The sequence below is a fragment of the Actinoallomurus liliacearum genome, from assembly GCF_039542035.1.
Classification (GTDB): Bacteria; Actinomycetota; Actinomycetes; order Streptosporangiales; family Streptosporangiaceae; genus Actinoallomurus; species Actinoallomurus liliacearum.
The window spans coordinates 1-16,577 of sequence record NZ_BAABHJ010000031.1 but is presented as its reverse complement, the minus strand read 5'-3'; the positions used below and the strand labels follow the sequence as shown (position 1 = coordinate 16,577).

Below are 16,577 nucleotides of genomic sequence, written 5' to 3'. Positions count from 1 at the left end.
GTCAGCGGGCGGGCGCCAGGTCGATCGCGTCGATCTCCGCGCTACAGGTCTGCGGGGTGAACCGGATCGTGTTCCGGCCGGCGTTCAGCCACACGTCGACCGCGTTGATGGTCCACTGGTCCCAGCCGTACGGGCGGTAGAGCAGCCGTCCCTGCGGCCGGCCGTTGACCGAGAGCGTCTGGCTGCACGGGGCGTCCATGCCGTCGGCGGCGCGTACGTACATCCGGTAGCGGCCGCCGCTCGGCAGCGGCAGCGCGAACTCCAGGTAGCTCTCCGGGGCGGCGAGGTACCCGGCCTTGCCGTCGCCCGACGCCCGTGCCGTGGTCAGCCGCTCCCCGCCGTTGATCGTGGTGTACGCCGGGGCCTCCGCCTCCCAGCGCGTCATCGGGACGCCGGTCAGCGCCGCGTACCACCGCGCCGCCATCTTGGAGTAGCCCCCGTCGGTCGGGTGGATCCCGTCGGCGGACAGGTCGGCCTTGGTGAGCGCCGCGTGCATGTCGACGAGGTGGACGTGCCGGCCCTGCGCGGCCCGCGCGGAGACGATCCCCGGGATCGCCCCGTTGTACCGGCGGGCGAGCCGGTCGCCGGCCGGGGCGGCCAGCGGGACGATCGTGGCGACGTACACCTGGGCGTTCGGCAGCGTCGCGGTGATGAGGTCCACCAGGGCCGCGAGGCGCGCCGGAGCGTGCGGCAGCGCACTGCGCTGGATGACGTCGTTCGTGCCGATGTGCAGGAGGACGACGTCGGGGCGGTACACGCGCAGCCACTCACGTACGCGCACGGTGAGCTGGTGGATCCGCCACCCCGGATGGCCCTCCTCGTTACGGTCGCCGAGCTGCGAGGGGCCGGTCGCCCGTGACCCCACGAAGTCGGCCGACCTGCCATCGGCCGTCAGGTACTGCCACAGGTCGGTGCGGTAACCGCCGAGCGTCTGCAGCCCGTCGGTGATCGAGTCGCCGAGCGGCATGATCCGCAGCGGCGGCCGGGGCGTCGCGACCGGAGCGGGACGGCGGGGCTCCGTCGTGGCCCGGGATCTCGCCTCCACGCACGCCGTCGCCGTGACGAGCAGACATGCGCTCGCCACGGCCGCCACGGCGGTCCGGAGGCGGCCGGTCACGACCGCGCGGCCCGCATCGGCGTCGGGAACCTCACGGCAACGGCCTCCGCCACAGTGTCGGCTGCTCGCCCTTGTGATCGGCGCTGACCCCGACGGCGAGCAGGTCGCCGCCCAGCGGTGTCATCCCGGTGAGCCACTGGTCACCCCGCTCGGACAGGCCGGTGCCCTGGGGCGTCTGCGCGGTCCACGAGCGCCCGTCGCGGGAGGTCCACAGCACGACGTCCGAGCGTCCCAGCCGCCCCCCGGCGCCGGTCACGACGAAGCCCCGGGGGGTCGCGGTCGCGGCGGTGACGATCGAGTTACGGTCGCTGGAGTCCGGACCGTCCGGGCCGGCGGCCGGCAGCCGGACCTCCTGCCAGGAGGCGCCGCCGTCGGGTGAGACGAACGCGAACGCCCTCCGGCCGGAGGGCGTCGCGGCGGATCCGGTGGCGACGACCACGTTGCCGACGGCGGCGACCTTGTCGAACCACGCCTCGAGCGCGCCGGACGGCAGCGGCACCTGATGCAGCGTCCACTTCTTCCCGTCCGTCGACGTCCAGGCGGCCGGCCGGCCCCTCGGGCCGTCCTTGACCGCCGGATCGTTCAGCCCGCCGACCGCGACGTAGCCGAACGAGCCGCCGACCACTCCGCGCATCCAGCGATTGGCCTGCTGGTCGCCGGTGAGGTCCGGACCGGCGCCCCGATCCCAGGTCTTGAGATCGGCCGAATGCCAGGTTCCCGCCGAGGAGCCGTACTCGCCGACGATCACGTAGCCGGCCGGCCCGACCGTCGCCGCGTACGTGGCGACGTGGTCGGCGTCCCCGGGTTCGAACGCCTTCCCGCCGTCGACCGCCCGCCACGTCGTGCCGTCCTCGGAGGCGACGATCAGCGGGCGCGTCGTGTCGAATCCGACGGCGAGCCAGCCCGCGTTGCCCGACACCACGCTGATGAGGCGCTGTCTGCCCGGCCGGGCGAGCGCCTGGCCGGTCGCCTGTCCCCGGCTCCAGCGCCGGCCGTCGGCCGACGTCCAGACCGCGGCGTCACCGTTCGTGCTGCCCACCGCGACGCTGAGGCGGGAACCCGTCGCGACCGCCGTCAACGCCTGGTCCGGCTGGACCGCTCCGGCGATCCGGGTGGGGTCGACGGCGATCTCCTGCCCTTGGGCGTCGCGGACCGAGAGGACCGCGTCGGCGTCCTGGGCGTCGGCCTCGCGACCGGCGACGATGGTCGCGCCCGCCGTGACCGCCATGCCCTGGATCGAGACGCTCGACGGCGTCGGCACCTCCCCGGCGTTCTGCCAGGCCCGTCCGTCCGGGCTGCGCGCCAGCAGGACCTTCCGGTCGCCGCCGATGAGGGCGGCCACGCCATTGTCGAATCCGGCGAACCGCTGCAGACCGCCGTAGCCGGGCAGGTGGATCTCCCCGGCGGCCTGCCACTGCTTACCGTCGGCGGACGTCATGATCACGCCGTACCGCTCCGACTTGGAACTGCCGTTCCGGCCGGCGACGAAGCCGTGCGACGTCGCCCCGATGGCGATGCCCGGCCCGGCGGTGCCCTTCGGGTGCGGGACGTCGACCGGCTCCCAGTTCCGGCCGCCGTCGGCGGACCGCCACACGGCGTCCTTGACGACCCGTCCCTTGCCGTCGGTCGTCCACCCGTAGACGATCGCGGTGTTCCCCACGGTGGCCACGTCGACGAGGGACAGCGGGCCGCCGGACAGTGACATCTTGAGCTGGTCGTTGCCCAGCCGCTCCCAGTTCCGGCCGTCCGTGGAGAGCCAGACGACCGGCACCGCGTCGCTGTAGTCGCCCTTCTGCGAGGTCTCGCCGATGGCGACGAAGCCGCTCGCGGTCCGCGCGACCCGGGCGATCCGGTCCCGGCCGAAGGACGCGCCCGACGTGTCCGGCTGCCGGACCCAGGTGCTGCCGTCCTTGCTCGTCCACACGGCCGTCCCGGTGTGCGAGCCGCCGAGGGCGACCCAGCCGCCGCCCGATCCGGCGATCACCCGTGGGACGTCGCCGTACGCGGGCTCGGCGCCGTCGGTCGTACGCAGCCCGGCGAGGCGGAAGGAGCGCCCGCCGTCGGTCGAGTAGAGGAACTCGGCCCGGTAGTCCGCGGTGTCGGCCTCGCCGCCGATGGCGACCACCGTCGAACCCGACGACGCGACCCCGAGCAGTTCCTGATCCCGCCCGTCCGTGCCGGCCGCCGGGTCGGCGGCGAAGATCCTGCCCGCGAGCTGGGCCGCCGGTGTCTTCGGCGCGGAGCCCTTGTCCGTGCCGGTGAGGACGTACACGCCGCCGGCGACCAGCCCGGCGACCACCACGCCTCCGACGCCGATCAGGATCGGCCGCAGCGGTAGCCGACGACCCGTCCGGCCGGGCGTCTCCGTACGCCACGGCTCATCGAACGTGACGGACCGGTGCTCGCCGGACGTCCGTGGATCGTGCTCGGGGGCACCGGGCGGTCGTGGGGTCGACCGGGGGACCATCGCGGACGGCGGCAGGTCCAGCGCGGTCGACTCGCCCGCGCCATAGGCGGGGAATCGCGGCTCAGGCGGTTCCTGCCCGCCCGGCCCGTACGTAGCCGGGGGCGGCGCGGGCACGGCGGGGGAGGACTCGACGGCCGGGTCCCACACCGGCTGCGGCGGGATCCGCCATGGATCGCCCGCCGGCTCCCACTCCTGCGTCCCCGGCGGCCGCTGCGGTATGTCGTCCTGCGGCTCCACCGGCGCGGAGTCCTGGGGCGGAGGTGGGCCGAAGTCCAAGAGTTCTTCCGCTGGTGCCTCCGGCGTGGAGCCCTGAGGAGGCCGGCCGAAGTGCAGGGGCTCGTCCTGCGGCGGTGCGTACGGCCCCGGGGGCGGCTGCGCCGGGGCGTACGGCTCCTGCGGTTGCTGCGCCGAGGGGTACGGCTCCTGTGGCGGCTGCGGTGGCGCGTACGGCGGCGAACCGGGCAGGCCCGGCGGCGGAGCGCCGTACGGGGGCGCGGGAGGCACGGCCCAGGGCGGCAGCGGCGGCTGGGCCGGATCCGGCCCCCAGGCCGGGGGCGGCGGGGGAGGAGGTGCCCACTGATCGTCGGACGAAGGCTCTTTGTTCGGATCGTCGTCCGGCGGCTTCTGCCCGGCCACACGCACCCTTTCCGTCCATCGCCGCGAAGGCGACCCCCACCCGACCTCCACGCAGAGCGTCGTGGCCAGATCTTATCGGGGCAAAGCGGCCATGGCGGTCCCGTTTGTCCCCGGTGTCCTGCTCCAACGACCGGTCGAGTCGTGAAATCGCGCACGCCGGTCCGGAAAGTGTCGTGTCACTCTGGATACGGCTAAGCGGATCGCCGTCTGAAATGAGAGGTGCCAAGGCATGCCGAGACTGCCGGTGATCGTCGCTGTGGTGCTCGCATCGGCTGGGACAGGATGTTCGCTTGTGGGTGCAGGCCAGGGAGATCCGGTCACGGCCGTGCCGCCGACCTCGGCACCGTCGGCGGTGGTGCGGATGGCGGGCGACGCGCAGGTGTGCACCGTGCGTCGTGCTTCCGGTCGTGACCGGGTGCGCGGTCTGGTCGCGGTCGATCCCCACCCCGTCGGCATCGTCGTCGTGTGGCTGCCTGGCATGAATCAGCATCCATGCCGTGCCGAGTTAACACGGGGGAACGCCGATCTGGCACGGCGCATTGCCAAGGATGTCGAAGCGGCACCGAAATGGCCGTCCGGGGTCTTCCACTGCCCGATGGACGATGCCCTGGATGCAGAGTTGTACTTCGAACAGCCCAGGCACGCGAAGGCGGAACTGGTCGACGCCGGCCTTGCAGGCTGCAGAGGGATCGCCGCTCCGGGTAGGTCGGCGCGTCAGTTCACCGACCGATTCGCCCGCGACCTCGCGTCGATCGCGCCGTCTCCTTGGCGAACCCGGCTCTGACGAGTTGATAGCTGAGAGTGATCGCCAGGAACCCGGACGCCGAGAGTCGCCTGGCTGGTCAGGCGTTGCTCGAACGCCTGACCAGCGGCCCGCGGCTGACGCCGGATCGGATCGACGCCATGGCCGACCGGTGCGGCGCCTCGCCCGAAGCGAGCCTCTGCCGGAATGTCTGGATCCGAGGTGCCGGTCCGCTCACTACTTCGACGCTCGGTTCTTCGAGGGCGTACTGCGTATCGGCCGTGCGGCGATCGGAGACTGCGCGCGCTACGCAGCCCTGGCTTACCTCCACCCCAGGCGACAACGGGAGGCAGGTGTGACAAGCCTGGCCTTTCCGAGGTCGTTCCCCGAGCCTTCTGCGCCCGCAGGTCAGGCGCGCTGGTCCTCGTCGGCGACCGCGACGCAGCCGCCGAGGGATAAGCCACGCGTCGAGAGGCAGGAGAAGCCTTGGCCGTCGGCGCTTTGCCGTCGCCGTTGACCGATTGCCGTCGGTGTGGCCCGTCCGGCGTCCGGATAGCCGGATTTCCCCGGTCAATGGCGGCCGCAATGTCCAATGCCGCCCGCCTTGGTGGGTGGGGCTCCCCGTGGGCGTGCGGAACGCTCGGGCAACGCGGCACGTTCGGGCGCGCAGATGCCGGTAAAGAGCGATAAGTCGGGCTGCCAGCGGGGGCGTTTCCCGAGGCTTGTGTATGCGGCTCACCCGCGTACACCGCCGAATCATCCAGAGCGCCGAGAGCGGAAGGCGTCCGGGGTGGCGGTGGCGCGCTCACGCGCCGACCGGCCTGTTCGTAAAGCTTCGTGGTCGATCTGCCTTCGAGCTACCGATCGGTGGTTGGGACATACCGTCACGAGTGCATCGGCATCGCAGGTCGCTGGTCGGCTGATTCCGTAGAGGGGGACGCGGATCGATCCTGTCCGACGTCACCACGGAGATGCTCGGCCTTTCCAGGGCTTCCGGAATTGTGGCGAGTCTCGGTGTGTCGGATCAGTCTTTCGGCAGCCGATCCGAAGGACGTGACGAGCGTGGACATCGCCCGACTGTACGAGATTCCCCGCAGGTTCGATCTTAAGCTGTTCGCTTATGCGGAGAACGTTTATCTCGTCCGTAATCTGGTGGATCAAGCCGTTGACTCCTGGGGCCTCTCCGAGAACGTCAGATTCGCTGGACGGCTCATCCTCACGGAGCTGGCCACCAACGCGGTGCGGCTCTACGAGGGCAAGGAAGTGCACGTGTGGGTCTCCAGCCAGGCCGGCCGGGATCTTCTGGAGCTGGCCGTCTGGGATCCCGACCCGGACAACCTCCCCAAGATCCTTCCGCTGACCGAGTGCGGCGAGTCCGGCCGGGGACTCGCGCTGGCCTACGAGCTGTCCGACCAGCGGCTCGGCTGGTACCGGTCGACGACGGCCCGCGGAAAGGTCGTCTGGGCGCGCGTAGGGCCGTAGTCCCGATGTATGGAGCAGTCTGGAGCGGTTTGGGTATGGGGTCACAGTGCCCGTCTGGGCGAGTTTTCGGGAATCGGCTGCGTTAAGGCAACGAAGTATCTACTCTCCGCAAGTAGTCGCTCACGCTGGATATCCAAGGAGAGTCGATGTCGGTCGTCCGGGCTCCGCTCAACCCGAAGGTCTCGCTCTGGCACATGCTGGCCTACCTGCTCAGGTGGGAGCGCGAGAAGAACGGTCTCTCGCTGGCGCAGTGGGGGAAGATCGCCACCGCCGCGCCGTCGACGGTCTCCAACGTCGAGGCGGGACGGAGAAAGATCGACGAGAGGCAGGCAAAGATCATCGATCGCCACTTCCGGACCGGCGGCCTCTTCGAGCTGCTGCTCTGGTACGCCCAGAACGGCCACAACCCCGACTGGGCCCAGTCCGTCACCGCGTACGAGGCCATCGCCCAACTGATCAGGATCTACCAGGGGCAGTACATCCCAGGTCCGTTTCAGACCGAGGACTACGCGCGAGCCCTGCTGCTGGCCGGCAGCGAAGTCAAGGATCTCGGCGAGACACTCAAGGCGAGGATGGAACGGCAGGCCGCGATTCTGGACCGGCCCGAGCCGCCCTACGTCTGGGCGCTGCTGGACGAGGACGTTCTGGACGACTGCATCGGCGGCGTTGAGGTCATGCGGGCACAGCTCCGGTACCTGCTCGAACTGATGCAGCGGCCGAACATCTCCATCCGCATCATCCCGCGTTCGACAGGTGCCCATATCGGTAAGGACGGCTCGTTCCGCGTCATCACTGTCGATTCCCGCGATATCGCCTACGCTGGAGCGGCGAGAGGCGGTCGGCTGATCGAGATGTGCGGCGAGGTCGAACAGTTCAAACTGGACTTCGACCGGATCGGGCAGAAGGCAGCCTCCGAGGACGCCTCGCGTGTGCTGATCGAACGGCGATTGGAGGCCACCGAGTGGCGATGCAGTGGCGCAAAAGCTCAGTTAGCACCGGGGTCAACGACGAGGCGTGCGTCGAGGTGGCGTCGCTGACGTCACGGGAGACCGCTGGACTCACGGTCGGCGAAGCCGATCATTGAGCAACGCCGCGCGATCTGTGCGGTTACTGCTAACACACCGCGAGAGGCGGTCGGCTGATCGAGATGTGCGGCGAGGTCGAACAGTTCAAACTCGACTTCGACCGGATCGGGCAGAAGGCAGCCTCCGAAGATGCCTCGCGCATCCTGATCGAACGGCGATTGGAGGCCACCGAGTGGCGGTGCAGTGGCGCAAAAGCTCAGTTAGCGGCGGGGTCAACGACGAGGCGTGCGTCGAGGTGGCGTCGCTGACACAGGAGACGACCGGCGAAGTCGGTCGCTGAGCGACACGGCGCGGCCGGTACGGACACCGGGACCGTACGGCCGCGCCTCGGCCTATGCCGGTCTACTTGAGCCAATCGGCGGTGGGCCAGGTTTCCCGCCGCCAGGCGCTGTCCCAGAACATCCACTCGTACTCGGTGGCGCGGAAGAAGGCGCGGGTCATCGCCTCGCGGGTCGCCGGGTCGGTGGTCGCGGCCAGGCGGTCGGTGATGTCCTTGGCGCGCTCGGTGGACTCGGCGAAGGCCGGGTCGGAGTAGGTCGCGATCCAGGCGCGGTACGGGTGGTCCTCGACGCCCGCGGTGTTCTCGAGCAGGGCCGTCCCGACGTCCTGGTACACCCAGAAGCACGGCAGCACTGCCGCCGCCAGCACCGGGTACGGGTCGGCGAGGGCCGTCGCCTGGAGGAAGGACGCGTAGCCGAGGCAGGTGGGGGAGGTGTCGATGCCCGCCAGGTCGTCGGCGGTCAGGCCGAACTCCTCGATGTACCCGGCGTGCAGCGTACGCTCCGCCGCCAGCGCGGCGTGCGCGCTCTCGGCGAAGAAGACGGCGTCGTCGGTGTCGGTGGCCCGGGTCGAGGCGACCGCGAGCGCCCGGGAGAACGCCTCCAGGTAGCGGGCGTCCTGCACGATGTAGAAGGCGAACCGCTCCCGGTCCAGCGTGCCATCGCTGAGGGCGGTGTTGAACGGGTGCTCGTGGATCGCGCGGAGCAGTCGCGCCGAGCGCTTCCACACGTCGTCGCAGAACATCGAGATCTCCTCAGCGGTTGGCGGACGGCACGGCACGGACGCTCGACAGCACCAGGAGAGAACCGGTCATGGCGACGTCCCTTCGCTAGTCCTAGCTAGATCAGGTTCGACGGGTGTGTTCTCAGCCCGGGCCATGCCGGGCACCCCGCGTCACCGCCGACCGTAACAAGGATCGCCTGGGACCTGCCACTCATGGCGGCGCCCGGGGCGGGCCTCCAGCGGGTGCGAGGCAGTCTCCGCCGGCTGCCGCGCCGGCGTGTGACCAGGCTTGAGCATCACCTCCTGATTCGCGGGTCGTTCGACGCGTATCGTCCAGGCATGGACACCGCTGCTTCACCCCGCGTCCTCGTCATCGGGTTTGACCCGTATCGGGTGCCCGGGCCGTGGGATCCCGAGCCGGTGGCCAAGGCGATCGAGGCGGGACTGACCAAGTTCGCCGAACATGGCGTGGGCGTCGAGACCTGCCTGATCGGCCTTGATGGAAGTGACGACGTGGAAGCGGTCGTCGGGAATGCGCTGCGAGCCCATCCGTGGGAGTGCGTCACCGTCGGCGGTGGCCTGCGGCACTCAGACGATCAAGTCGAACTCCTCGAGCAGGTGATCAACCTGGTGCGGCGGCACGCGCCCGATGCGGCCATCGCGTTCAACAGCACCCCGGCCACCACCTACGAGGCCGCTGCCCGTTGGATCGAGTGACGACGGCGAACGACGCGGCTTGAGCGTCAGCTTCTGGCTCGTCGTCGGGATGCTCGACGAGAGCCACTTACGGCCTGACGCGTTCGGGGAACCCGGTCCAGCGCAGGTCGGCCGGGAGGTGGCTCATGTCGTTGAACATCACGATCGTGGGCGGCAGGCCATCGCGGTACTCGATGACCGTCAGTGCGGTGTTGGCGCTGTTCAGTCCGAGCCACCGTGATGGCGGCGCCTCCAGCGCGTGCCGCACCAGCCACGCGATCGGGTAGGCGTGCGTCACCAGGACCTCGTGCGTGTCGGTCCGGCTCCTTTTCGCGGTCGTGTCGGGGACCTTCGCGAATCGGGCGACCAGGGCCTCGGCAAGCCTCTGGCCCGACGCTGCCTCGGTGTCGTCGTAGCCGTCGAAGAAGCCGGCCCAGGACGGGGGTGTTTCGGCGGCACTGGGGACGTAGGGCACGTGGTCGACGAGTTCGGCGGCCTCGGTCACGGGCACGTTCGGTAGATGCCGCGCGAGTTCGTGCGCGCTTGCCACGGCGCGTGGCAGCGGAGAGTGCCACACGGCGTCGACCGGTACGCCGGCGAGCCGTTCGCCCAGCAGGCCCGCCTGCCGGCGCCCGACGTCGGTGAGCTCCCCGAACGCGTCGGCCGCGCCGTGGCGTGCCAGGTAGAGGTGTCGCGTTGTCATCCGTGGTCAGGGACGCGGTGCCCGTGCGGGCCCGTTCCCATCTCCTCTCGATCTGTAGGGGTGGGTTCGGCGGCTATGTAGGCGAGGTGCGACGCCTGGCGATGGCTCCCGGCCGGGGGCGGAAGCGATCGGTCACGCGTTCGTCCCCGTGACGGTGCCGGCGGTCCCGTCGATGGTGATGACGGCGTCGTCGCGGAGCCTGGCCGTTGCGTTCGGGATGCCGAGGACGGCGGGGATGGCGTGCTCGCGAGCGACGATCGCGGCGTGGGAGAGCGCGCCTCCGGTCTCGGTGACGACGCCGGCGGCGATGCGCAGCAGCGGCGTCCACGCGGGGTCGGTGAAGGGGCAGACAAGGATGTCGCCCGGCTGCACGCGCGCGAAATCGCCGGGACCGCGGACGATCCTCGCGGTGCCGGTCACGGTCCCGTGGCTGCCCGGTATTCCGTTGAGGGTGGCAGGTGGGGTGTCCGAGGTGCCGGAAGGCGATGGTGGCGGTGGGGGCGCGGCGGTGACCGGCCGCGCTTGCAGAATCCAGGCGCGGCCGTCGACGATCGCCCACTCGATGTCCTGCGGTCCGCCGAGTACGGCGGCGATCTCCTTGCCCAACGCGGCGAGGTGCGTGGCGGTCGCGTCGTCGAGCGCGGGTCGGTGCCGGACACGGATGGGCACGTCGCGAACGACGAGCCGCGTACCGCGCCGGTCGAGGCGGGTCCGTTTGTCCGCGACGGTGCGTGTGATCGACCCGTCCTCGGCGACGCGATAGGCGTCAGGGGTGACGGTGCCCCCGACGACGCTGGGGCCGAGGCCCCAAGACGCCTCGATCTCGGTCGCGTCGTTCGGTCCCGCGGGGGTGAACATGACCCCGGACACCTCGGCGTCCAGATGGCGCTGGAGGATGACGGCCATCAGGAGGTCGTCGGACGGCCGGCCGTCGCGGCCGGAGGCGCCCCGGTAACCGAGGGCACGTGGAGACAACAGCGAGGCCCAGCAGGCACGTACGGCATCGGCGACTTCGCCGACTCCGCGCACGGCGAGAAAAGTCTCGTACTGACCGGCCGCCGACGCCTGACCGGTGTCTTCGTTCGCCGCCGATGATCTCACCGCCACGGGCGGGTCGCCGAGCTCGTCGAGTGCGCGTCCCAGCGCGTCGACCAGGGTCGCGTGGAGTGGGCGGGCCTGGATCGCCTGCCGCGCCGCGTCAAGCTCGTCCGGCTCGCCGGTGAACCGCCCGAGGCCCAGATCGCCGATAGTGGCCAGGTAAGCGGCGAACGAGACGACGAAGCCGTCAGGAACCGGTAGACCCGCGCGGAGCAGCGCGCCAAGTGCCCCGGCCTTGCCTCCGCAGGTATCGGCGGCGGCCTCCAGGAGGGGTACGAGCACCGATCCCGCCCTTCAACAGATCGTTGACAACGTTTTGTTGAGTGTGCATCATCGGTCGCATGCCACGCAAGCAGGACATCGCTCACGGCGCGCATGCCGACCACCTTCAGGCCCAGCGTGAGCAGGACGCGCGTGAGCGTCTACTGGACCTGGGCGCCGATGCGCTCGACGCCCGTCCGTGGCGACCATCGCCGGCCCCGCCGTCGGCGGTCGACCTCGTGCAGTTCGCCGTCTGGCGCTGCGCCGACCTGGACCCGGAGGACATCCTGAGCGCGCTCGCCCTCCTGCCCGCCGCACGCGCGGAGGTCGAAGGACTCGAATCCGCCCTGCTGTTCATGGCCCGGAGTGCGGGATTGACCTGGACGCAGATGGCGGACGCGATGGGGTTCAACTCCCCGCAGGCGTGCCAGCAGCGGTACACCCGCCTGGCGGCACGACAGGACGCCGGCTCATGACGCGGGACTCTCCACTCGGCCTCCTGGTCCTGCACGCCGTGCGCATCACCGGGTTCGCGGACACCCCCGTTGTCGCTCATCGGTACGGGCTCGACGCGGCCGAGACGAAAGAGACGCTGCTCGACGCCCAGGCACGTGGCTGGGTCGAGCACACCGCCTTCGCCGGCGCCGGAGGTTGGTCGTTGACCGAAGCGGGCCGAGCCGAGAACGAGCGCCGGCTCGCGGCCGAACTCGCACGCGTCGGCGGCGCCGAGGAGGTCCGTGACGTCTACCGCGAGTTCCTCCCGCTGAACGCCCTCCTGCTACAGGCCTGCACCGACTGGCAACTCCGGCCCGCCGCCGGCGATCGGCTCGCCGTCAACGACCACTCCGATCCCGCCTGGGACGCCGGAGTCCTCTCCGAACTCGCGGGCATCGACCGCGCACTCACGCCACTCGCGGACCGGCTCGAGGGCGTCCTCACGCGGTTCCGCGGATACGACGAACGATTCACCGCGGCCCTGGCGCGCGCCCAGGGCGGGGAGGGCGACTGGGTCGATCGCACCGACGTCGACTCCTGCCATCGGGTCTGGTTCGAGCTCCACGAGGACCTCATCGCCACGCTCGGTCTCGACCGTCACGCGGAACCCTGACCCCGGCCTCCCCTGCCCCGCATCCTCGATTCGGCAGTGCACCGGGACCTGCCACCCGAGGCTCTGAGGCGTACCGAATGCTCGGTGACCGCGTTCCACGGAAAGGGCAAAGCGTCCATACCGGCACCACAGGCGGACCTTCTCCGAGCATCCGGTACGCCCCCGCGGCGCACTCAGGGTGGGGTCCCCGTCACCCCCGAGGCGGTCCGACACCGTTCTCTCAGGAGGGCCATAGAGGGTCGGCTCCGACGGACTCACCCGGACTGGGAGTTCACGAGCGATGGCGTGTCGCGTCCGGCTTCGGGTTCTCCGTCCCAGGGTGAGCAGGGCTAGGACCCCTCCAGGCAACGGCCCGCGCTAGGGCCTGTCTCGAAGTGAGTGGAGCCATTCGTTGATGGCGGTGATGTGGATGGTGGCCTGGTAGCGGACGGCGAGCTTGTCGTATCTGGTCGCGACGGCCCGGTTGCGTTTGAGCCGGTTGATTCCGCACTCGACCGCGTGACGCTGCCGGTACAAGACCAGATCGAAGGCGGGTGGCCGGCCGCCCTTGGACCCTTTGCGGCGCCGGGCGGCGTCCTGGTCGGCCTTGCTGGGGATCGTGGCTTTGATCCCGCGTCGGCGCAGGTGAGCGCGGTTGGCGCGGGAGGTGTAGGCCTTGTCGGCCAGGACCCGGTCCGGCCTGGTCCGGGGCCGGCCCCTGCCCAGCCGGGGCACGCTGATGGCGGCCAGGACTCCGACGAACTGCGGACTGTCCCCGCGCTGGCCGCCGGTCACCACGATCGACATCGGCTTTTGGCCTTGCTCACAGCTCAGGTGCAGCTTGGTGGTCAACCCGCCGCGTGAGCGGCCCAGCGCGTGATCTGCCGGCTCGTCGGCCAGGCCACCGCCGGGAGGCTCGGTCTGCTGATCGGGGCGGGTGCGGGCCCCGGCGGCGTGCTGGTGGGCCCGGGTGATCGTGGAGTCCACGCTGACATCCCAGGTGATCAAGCCGGTCGCATCAGCTCGTGCTTGGAGCCCGGTGAGGATCTGTTGCCAGATGCCCGCCCGCTGCCAGCGGCGGAACAATCCATAGACCGCTTGCCAGGAGCCGTAACACTCTGGGACATCCCGCCAGGGCGCCCCGACGCGGACCCGCCAGCGGATCCCGTCGATGAGCTGGCGTTTCGTCCACTTCGACGGCCGGCCTGGCCGGGCGGGCACGGGCAGCAGGGGTTCCAGCCGCGCCCATTGCACATCGGTCAGGTCGAACCGCCTCGTCACCGCTAGGGTGGCCACGAGGCCTCCGGTGTTCAGTTCTTCTTGGTCGATGAACCCAACTACCGGAGGCCTCGCTACTTATCGATCACGACACGCCGTCATCCGGACACAAGCCGCACTTCGAGACAGGCCCTAGCGGGCAGCGAATCGGTGTCCCGGTGGGGGCGCGTGGCCGGCGGCCGCGCAGCCCTCCCCGGGACATTCTCGACCGCGGCGCGAGCGCACGGACCCCGGTGCCGGATTTCGGGTGAGCGGCACACCGGGCGATGACTTCTCACGCCGGACCCTGTCCATACGGGTGGTGTTTCACCGATGGAAGGGACTGTCATGCCTGAACTGCGAACCCTGCTCACCGGCCTGGGGCTGGTCGAGTCGCCTCGATGGCACGAGGACCGCCTCTACGTGTCCGACTGGACCGCCGGCGAGGTCATCGCGGTCGACCTGGACGGCGGCCACGAGGTCGTCGCGAGGGTCGCTTCACTGCCGCTCTGCACGGCCTGGTCACCCGACGGCCGGCTGTTCATCCTCGATTCGGCCGAGGCCCGGCTGTTGCGCCTGGACGCCGACGGAACGCTCGCGGACCACGCGGACCTCGGCGGGTTCGGCCACGGCTGGAACGACATCGTCATCGACGGTCGCGGCAATGCCTACGTCAACCGGATCGGGTTCGACATGTCCACGGGCGAGGACCCCAGGCCCGGTGACATCACGCTCGTCAGACCGGACGGATCGGCCCGGAAGGTGGCCGACGGCATCGAGTTCCCCAACGGCATGGCCGTCACCGAGGACGACTCGACCTTGATCGTGGCCGACTCGTACGGCACGTCGCTCGTCGGCTTCGACATCCGGCCGGACGGGAGCCTCTCGGCGGGACGGCTGTGGGCGGACCTGCGCGGCGAGGCGCCCGACGGCATCTGCGTCGACGCCGAAGGCGCCGTCTGGTACGCGACGGTCCCGGGCAGGCGCTGCGTTCGGATCCGGGAGGGCGGCGAGATCCTCGGGACGGTCGACCTCGACCGCGGTGCGTTCGCGTGCGCGCTCGGGGGCCCGGACCGGCGCACGCTGTTCATCGCCGCCGCCGAGTGGCCGGGCTGGCCGACGCCGGTACCCCGTGGCAGCGGGCAGGTGCTCGCGACGTTGGTGACGGTCCCGGGCGCGGGCCGGCCCTGACCCGGCGGCGAGTCCCGCCCCGCTCCGACCCCGTTCTCACGCCGAACGTCAACCGGACCGGCGCGTCAGGTCGACCTGGTAGCGGATGAAACCGCGGTGCTCGGCCATCGTGTCGTACAGCCGCCGGGCGGTGGCGTTCGACTCCTGGGTGTGCCAGTAGACCCGGGCGCAGTCGTGGGCCTTCCCCCAGTCGGTGACCGCCGTGATCAGGGCGCGGCCGACGCCCTTGCCCCGTACGTCCGGAGCGGTGAAGAGATCCTGCAGGTAGCAGACGTCGGCGTCCGGCATGGAGGTGCTGGCGTGCGTGAGGAAGTGCACGATCCCGACGAGCCGGCCGTCGAGCTCCGCGCCGAGGGCGTGCATGCGGGTGTCCGCCTGGAACTCGCGCCACGCCCGCTCGTACATCTCGTCGGGTTCGACCCGCTCGTAGAAGGCGACGTAGCCGCGAAACAGTTCCTCCCAGGAGGCCCTGTCGGGCGGAACGAGCCTGCGGACGCTGATCATCGGTCTCCTGCGCGATCTGATGCGGCGTGGCCGGGCGACGGCCGGCTTCGGCCCCCGAGCGTACGGACCGGGCGTAGGGCGGGAACACGGCCACTCGCGTACGAAAGCGCGAGACCAGTTCCGTCGTCGCGGGGAAACCGGGAGCCGGCCTGTTGCCGCGCGACATCGGGCCGGGACAGTGACCACTGCGGCCAAGGGGTGTGAAGGACGACAGACAAGACGACGAGTTGTCTCGTGATGACGAATAACGCAACAGTAAGTGAGCGACCCCACCGCTGGACGGTCCTGCCGTCCACGGCGAGAGAGGCTGGTCGCCGAGGCCTTGGCGCGCGGCGCCGACGGCCTTACGGCGAGCCGGCTGTTCCGAGTAGGTCGCGCGACCGCTGTGCGTACGGTCCTGAACGGCGAAGGGCTGTACTCGTTCACCTCTAAGGCCGAACGGCGCGCCGTGGAGGCGGCCCTCCGTGACACGTACGACACCGCCTGGAAGACCATCGTCGTTCTCACCGGCGACGGCGGCAGGAATTGCTCGAATCACCGGATGATCCGGATCTGGGAGGTCCGACCTTCCGCAACGACACCGCGCTCGCGATGTTCGAATGCCTGACCAGCGACCCGTGGCCGGCGCCGGACCGGATCGACGCCCACGGCCACCCGGTCAGCGCCTGGCGAGTTCGCGCAGGAATGGGACATGAACCCGGCGCGCGGGTCCGCACGCTTCTTCGACGTCCGCGTGGCTCGGATGCGTCCTGCGCGTCATTCGCGCGGCCATCGGAGACTGCGGGCAGTACGCGGCCCTGAGCGAAAGGCAAGGCGGCGACGTACAAGGGCTCCTGTGTCCCGGTTACGGCCGCATGGCGCAACGCCCACGCATGTACGCGCGCGGCGGGCTCGCACATGGCCCCGGACCGGCCCGGCGACGGGCCGGTCCAGGGCACGGGAGGCTCATCTCCGCCCCGAATGACAAGAGAAGGCCGGTCGGCGCGTGCACGCGCCAACCGGCCTGAGTCCCCCCTTACGGAGCTGCCGGAAGCGGTGCGGCGTGGGGCCGCCGCGCCGGTTCGGGCCAGCCGGGCGCCGTCGTCGCGGTGGTGGGGCCGGCCGTACGCGTCAAGCGGGGGATGGCGGCACTGCGCGGCCGTCCGGTGCGTCCGTAGCGTGAACGTCCCATGCGAATCTCGACGCACCGCCTAGGGTCTGTCCGGTGGATCACGTGGTGATCCACAACAGTGCGGAGACCAGGGTGATC

The 16,577-nt window shown here is 70.6% G+C and carries 15 protein-coding genes, 1 pseudogene and 1 riboswitch; of the genes and pseudogenes, 9 read left to right on the top strand and 7 right to left on the bottom strand.

The window, feature by feature from the left end:
- Position 1: 1 nt before the first annotated feature.
- Together ABD978_RS34800 and ABD978_RS34795 are read right to left on the bottom strand one after the other, a co-directional pair.
- Positions 2–1,084: a GDSL-type esterase/lipase family protein gene (locus ABD978_RS34800; protein ID WP_345364216.1), complete on the bottom strand. Its 1,083-nt coding sequence runs from the start codon at positions 1,082–1,084 to the stop codon at positions 2–4.
- Between the two features lie 64 nt (positions 1,085–1,148).
- Complete coding sequence (locus tag ABD978_RS34795) at positions 1,149–4,220, bottom strand: beta propeller repeat protein (RefSeq protein WP_345364214.1); 3,072 nt, start codon at positions 4,218–4,220, stop codon at positions 1,149–1,151.
- A gap of 229 nt (positions 4,221–4,449) precedes the next feature.
- Between ABD978_RS34795 and ABD978_RS34790 the strand changes: the two genes are divergently transcribed.
- The 5 genes and pseudogenes from ABD978_RS34790 (at position 4,450) to ABD978_RS44085 (ending at position 7,809) form a co-directional block, all read left to right on the top strand.
- Positions 4,450–5,004 (top strand): hypothetical protein, encoded by a 555-nt coding sequence (locus ABD978_RS34790; protein ID WP_345364212.1) that lies wholly within the window; start codon positions 4,450–4,452, stop codon positions 5,002–5,004.
- A 1,020-nt stretch (positions 5,005–6,024) separates the two neighbouring features.
- Positions 6,025–6,444, top strand: a complete 420-nt coding sequence (locus ABD978_RS34785; RefSeq protein ID WP_345364210.1) for an ATP-binding protein — start codon at positions 6,025–6,027, stop codon at positions 6,442–6,444.
- A 146-nt stretch (positions 6,445–6,590) separates the two neighbouring features.
- Positions 6,591–7,376 (top strand): annotated as a pseudogene (locus ABD978_RS34780) (helix-turn-helix domain-containing protein); the annotation flags it as partial.
- A 35-nt stretch (positions 7,377–7,411) separates the two neighbouring features.
- On the top strand, positions 7,412–7,528 hold the full coding sequence (locus ABD978_RS44090; RefSeq protein ID WP_425550801.1) for a DUF397 domain-containing protein: 117 nt from the start codon (positions 7,412–7,414) through the stop codon (positions 7,526–7,528).
- A gap of 17 nt (positions 7,529–7,545) precedes the next feature.
- Positions 7,546–7,809 carry a DUF397 domain-containing protein gene (locus ABD978_RS44085; protein WP_425550803.1) on the top strand — a complete coding sequence of 88 codons (264 nt, stop codon included), beginning with the start codon at positions 7,546–7,548 and terminating at the stop codon, positions 7,807–7,809.
- 62 nt (positions 7,810–7,871) lie between these two features.
- Here ABD978_RS44085 and tenA read toward each other — a convergent pair whose 3' ends face one another.
- Positions 7,872–8,552: a thiaminase II gene (tenA, locus tag ABD978_RS34775; protein ID WP_345364206.1), complete on the bottom strand. Its 681-nt coding sequence runs from the start codon at positions 8,550–8,552 to the stop codon at positions 7,872–7,874.
- Positions 8,553–8,612: 60 nt separating this feature from the next.
- Positions 8,613–8,710, bottom strand: a riboswitch (TPP riboswitch).
- Positions 8,711–8,870: 160 nt separating this feature from the next.
- Here tenA and ABD978_RS34770 point away from each other — a divergent pair.
- A complete protein-coding gene (locus ABD978_RS34770; protein WP_345364204.1) occupies positions 8,871–9,248 on the top strand; it encodes a hypothetical protein in 378 nt (125 codons plus the stop codon).
- A gap of 67 nt (positions 9,249–9,315) precedes the next feature.
- On the opposite strand, the gene ABD978_RS34765 is transcribed toward ABD978_RS34770, so the two are convergent.
- Entirely contained in the window at positions 9,316–9,930 is a 615-nt protein-coding gene (locus tag ABD978_RS34765; protein ID WP_345364202.1) for a histidine phosphatase family protein, read from the bottom strand.
- A 132-nt stretch (positions 9,931–10,062) separates the two neighbouring features.
- Positions 10,063–11,310 (bottom strand): PEP/pyruvate-binding domain-containing protein, encoded by a 1,248-nt coding sequence (locus ABD978_RS34760; RefSeq protein ID WP_345364200.1) that lies wholly within the window; start codon positions 11,308–11,310, stop codon positions 10,063–10,065.
- A gap of 59 nt (positions 11,311–11,369) precedes the next feature.
- Here ABD978_RS34760 and ABD978_RS34755 point away from each other — a divergent pair, with 59 nt between their 5' ends.
- Together ABD978_RS34755 and ABD978_RS34750 are read left to right on the top strand one after the other, a co-directional pair.
- Positions 11,370–11,765: a DNA-binding protein gene (locus ABD978_RS34755; protein ID WP_345364198.1), complete on the top strand. Its 396-nt coding sequence runs from the start codon at positions 11,370–11,372 to the stop codon at positions 11,763–11,765.
- Positions 11,762–12,397: a transcriptional regulator gene (locus tag ABD978_RS34750; protein WP_345364196.1), complete on the top strand. Its 636-nt coding sequence runs from the start codon at positions 11,762–11,764 to the stop codon at positions 12,395–12,397. Before ABD978_RS34755 ends, ABD978_RS34750 begins: the two co-directional genes overlap by 4 nt.
- A gap of 357 nt (positions 12,398–12,754) precedes the next feature.
- Here the strand turns inward: ABD978_RS34750 and ABD978_RS34745 are convergent, their stop codons facing one another.
- Positions 12,755–13,672, bottom strand: coding sequence for an IS5 family transposase (locus ABD978_RS34745; protein WP_345364194.1), 918 nt, complete (start codon positions 13,670–13,672; stop codon positions 12,755–12,757).
- Between the two features lie 309 nt (positions 13,673–13,981).
- On the opposite strand from ABD978_RS34745, the gene ABD978_RS34740 reads away from it, so the two are divergent.
- Positions 13,982–14,824: an SMP-30/gluconolactonase/LRE family protein gene (locus ABD978_RS34740; protein ID WP_345364192.1), complete on the top strand. Its 843-nt coding sequence runs from the start codon at positions 13,982–13,984 to the stop codon at positions 14,822–14,824.
- Positions 14,825–14,872: 48 nt separating this feature from the next.
- Here the strand turns inward: ABD978_RS34740 and ABD978_RS34735 are convergent, their stop codons facing one another.
- On the bottom strand, positions 14,873–15,328 hold the full coding sequence (locus tag ABD978_RS34735) for a GNAT family N-acetyltransferase (protein ID WP_345364190.1): 456 nt from the start codon (positions 15,326–15,328) through the stop codon (positions 14,873–14,875).
- Positions 15,329–16,577 lie beyond the last annotated feature (1,249 nt).

Excerpts from the sequence above, each read along its gene's own strand:
- ABD978_RS34790 (WP_345364212.1), top strand. The coding sequence starts at position 4,450 with ATGCCGAGACTGCCGGTGATCGTCGCTGTGGTGCTCGCATCGGCTGGG.
- ABD978_RS44090 (WP_425550801.1), top strand. The coding sequence starts at position 7,412 with ATGCAGTGGCGCAAAAGCTCAGTTAGCACCGGGGTCAACGACGAGGCG.
- tenA (WP_345364206.1), bottom strand. The coding sequence starts at position 8,552 with ATGTTCTGCGACGACGTGTGGAAGCGCTCGGCGCGACTGCTCCGCGCG.
- ABD978_RS34770 (WP_345364204.1), top strand. The coding sequence starts at position 8,871 with ATGGACACCGCTGCTTCACCCCGCGTCCTCGTCATCGGGTTTGACCCG.
- ABD978_RS34765 (WP_345364202.1), bottom strand. The coding sequence starts at position 9,930 with ATGACAACGCGACACCTCTACCTGGCACGCCACGGCGCGGCCGACGCG.
- ABD978_RS34755 (WP_345364198.1), top strand. The coding sequence starts at position 11,370 with ATGCCACGCAAGCAGGACATCGCTCACGGCGCGCATGCCGACCACCTT.
- ABD978_RS34750 (WP_345364196.1), top strand. The coding sequence starts at position 11,762 with ATGACGCGGGACTCTCCACTCGGCCTCCTGGTCCTGCACGCCGTGCGC.
- ABD978_RS34740 (WP_345364192.1), top strand. The coding sequence starts at position 13,982 with ATGCCTGAACTGCGAACCCTGCTCACCGGCCTGGGGCTGGTCGAGTCG.
- ABD978_RS34735 (WP_345364190.1), bottom strand. The coding sequence starts at position 15,328 with ATGATCAGCGTCCGCAGGCTCGTTCCGCCCGACAGGGCCTCCTGGGAG.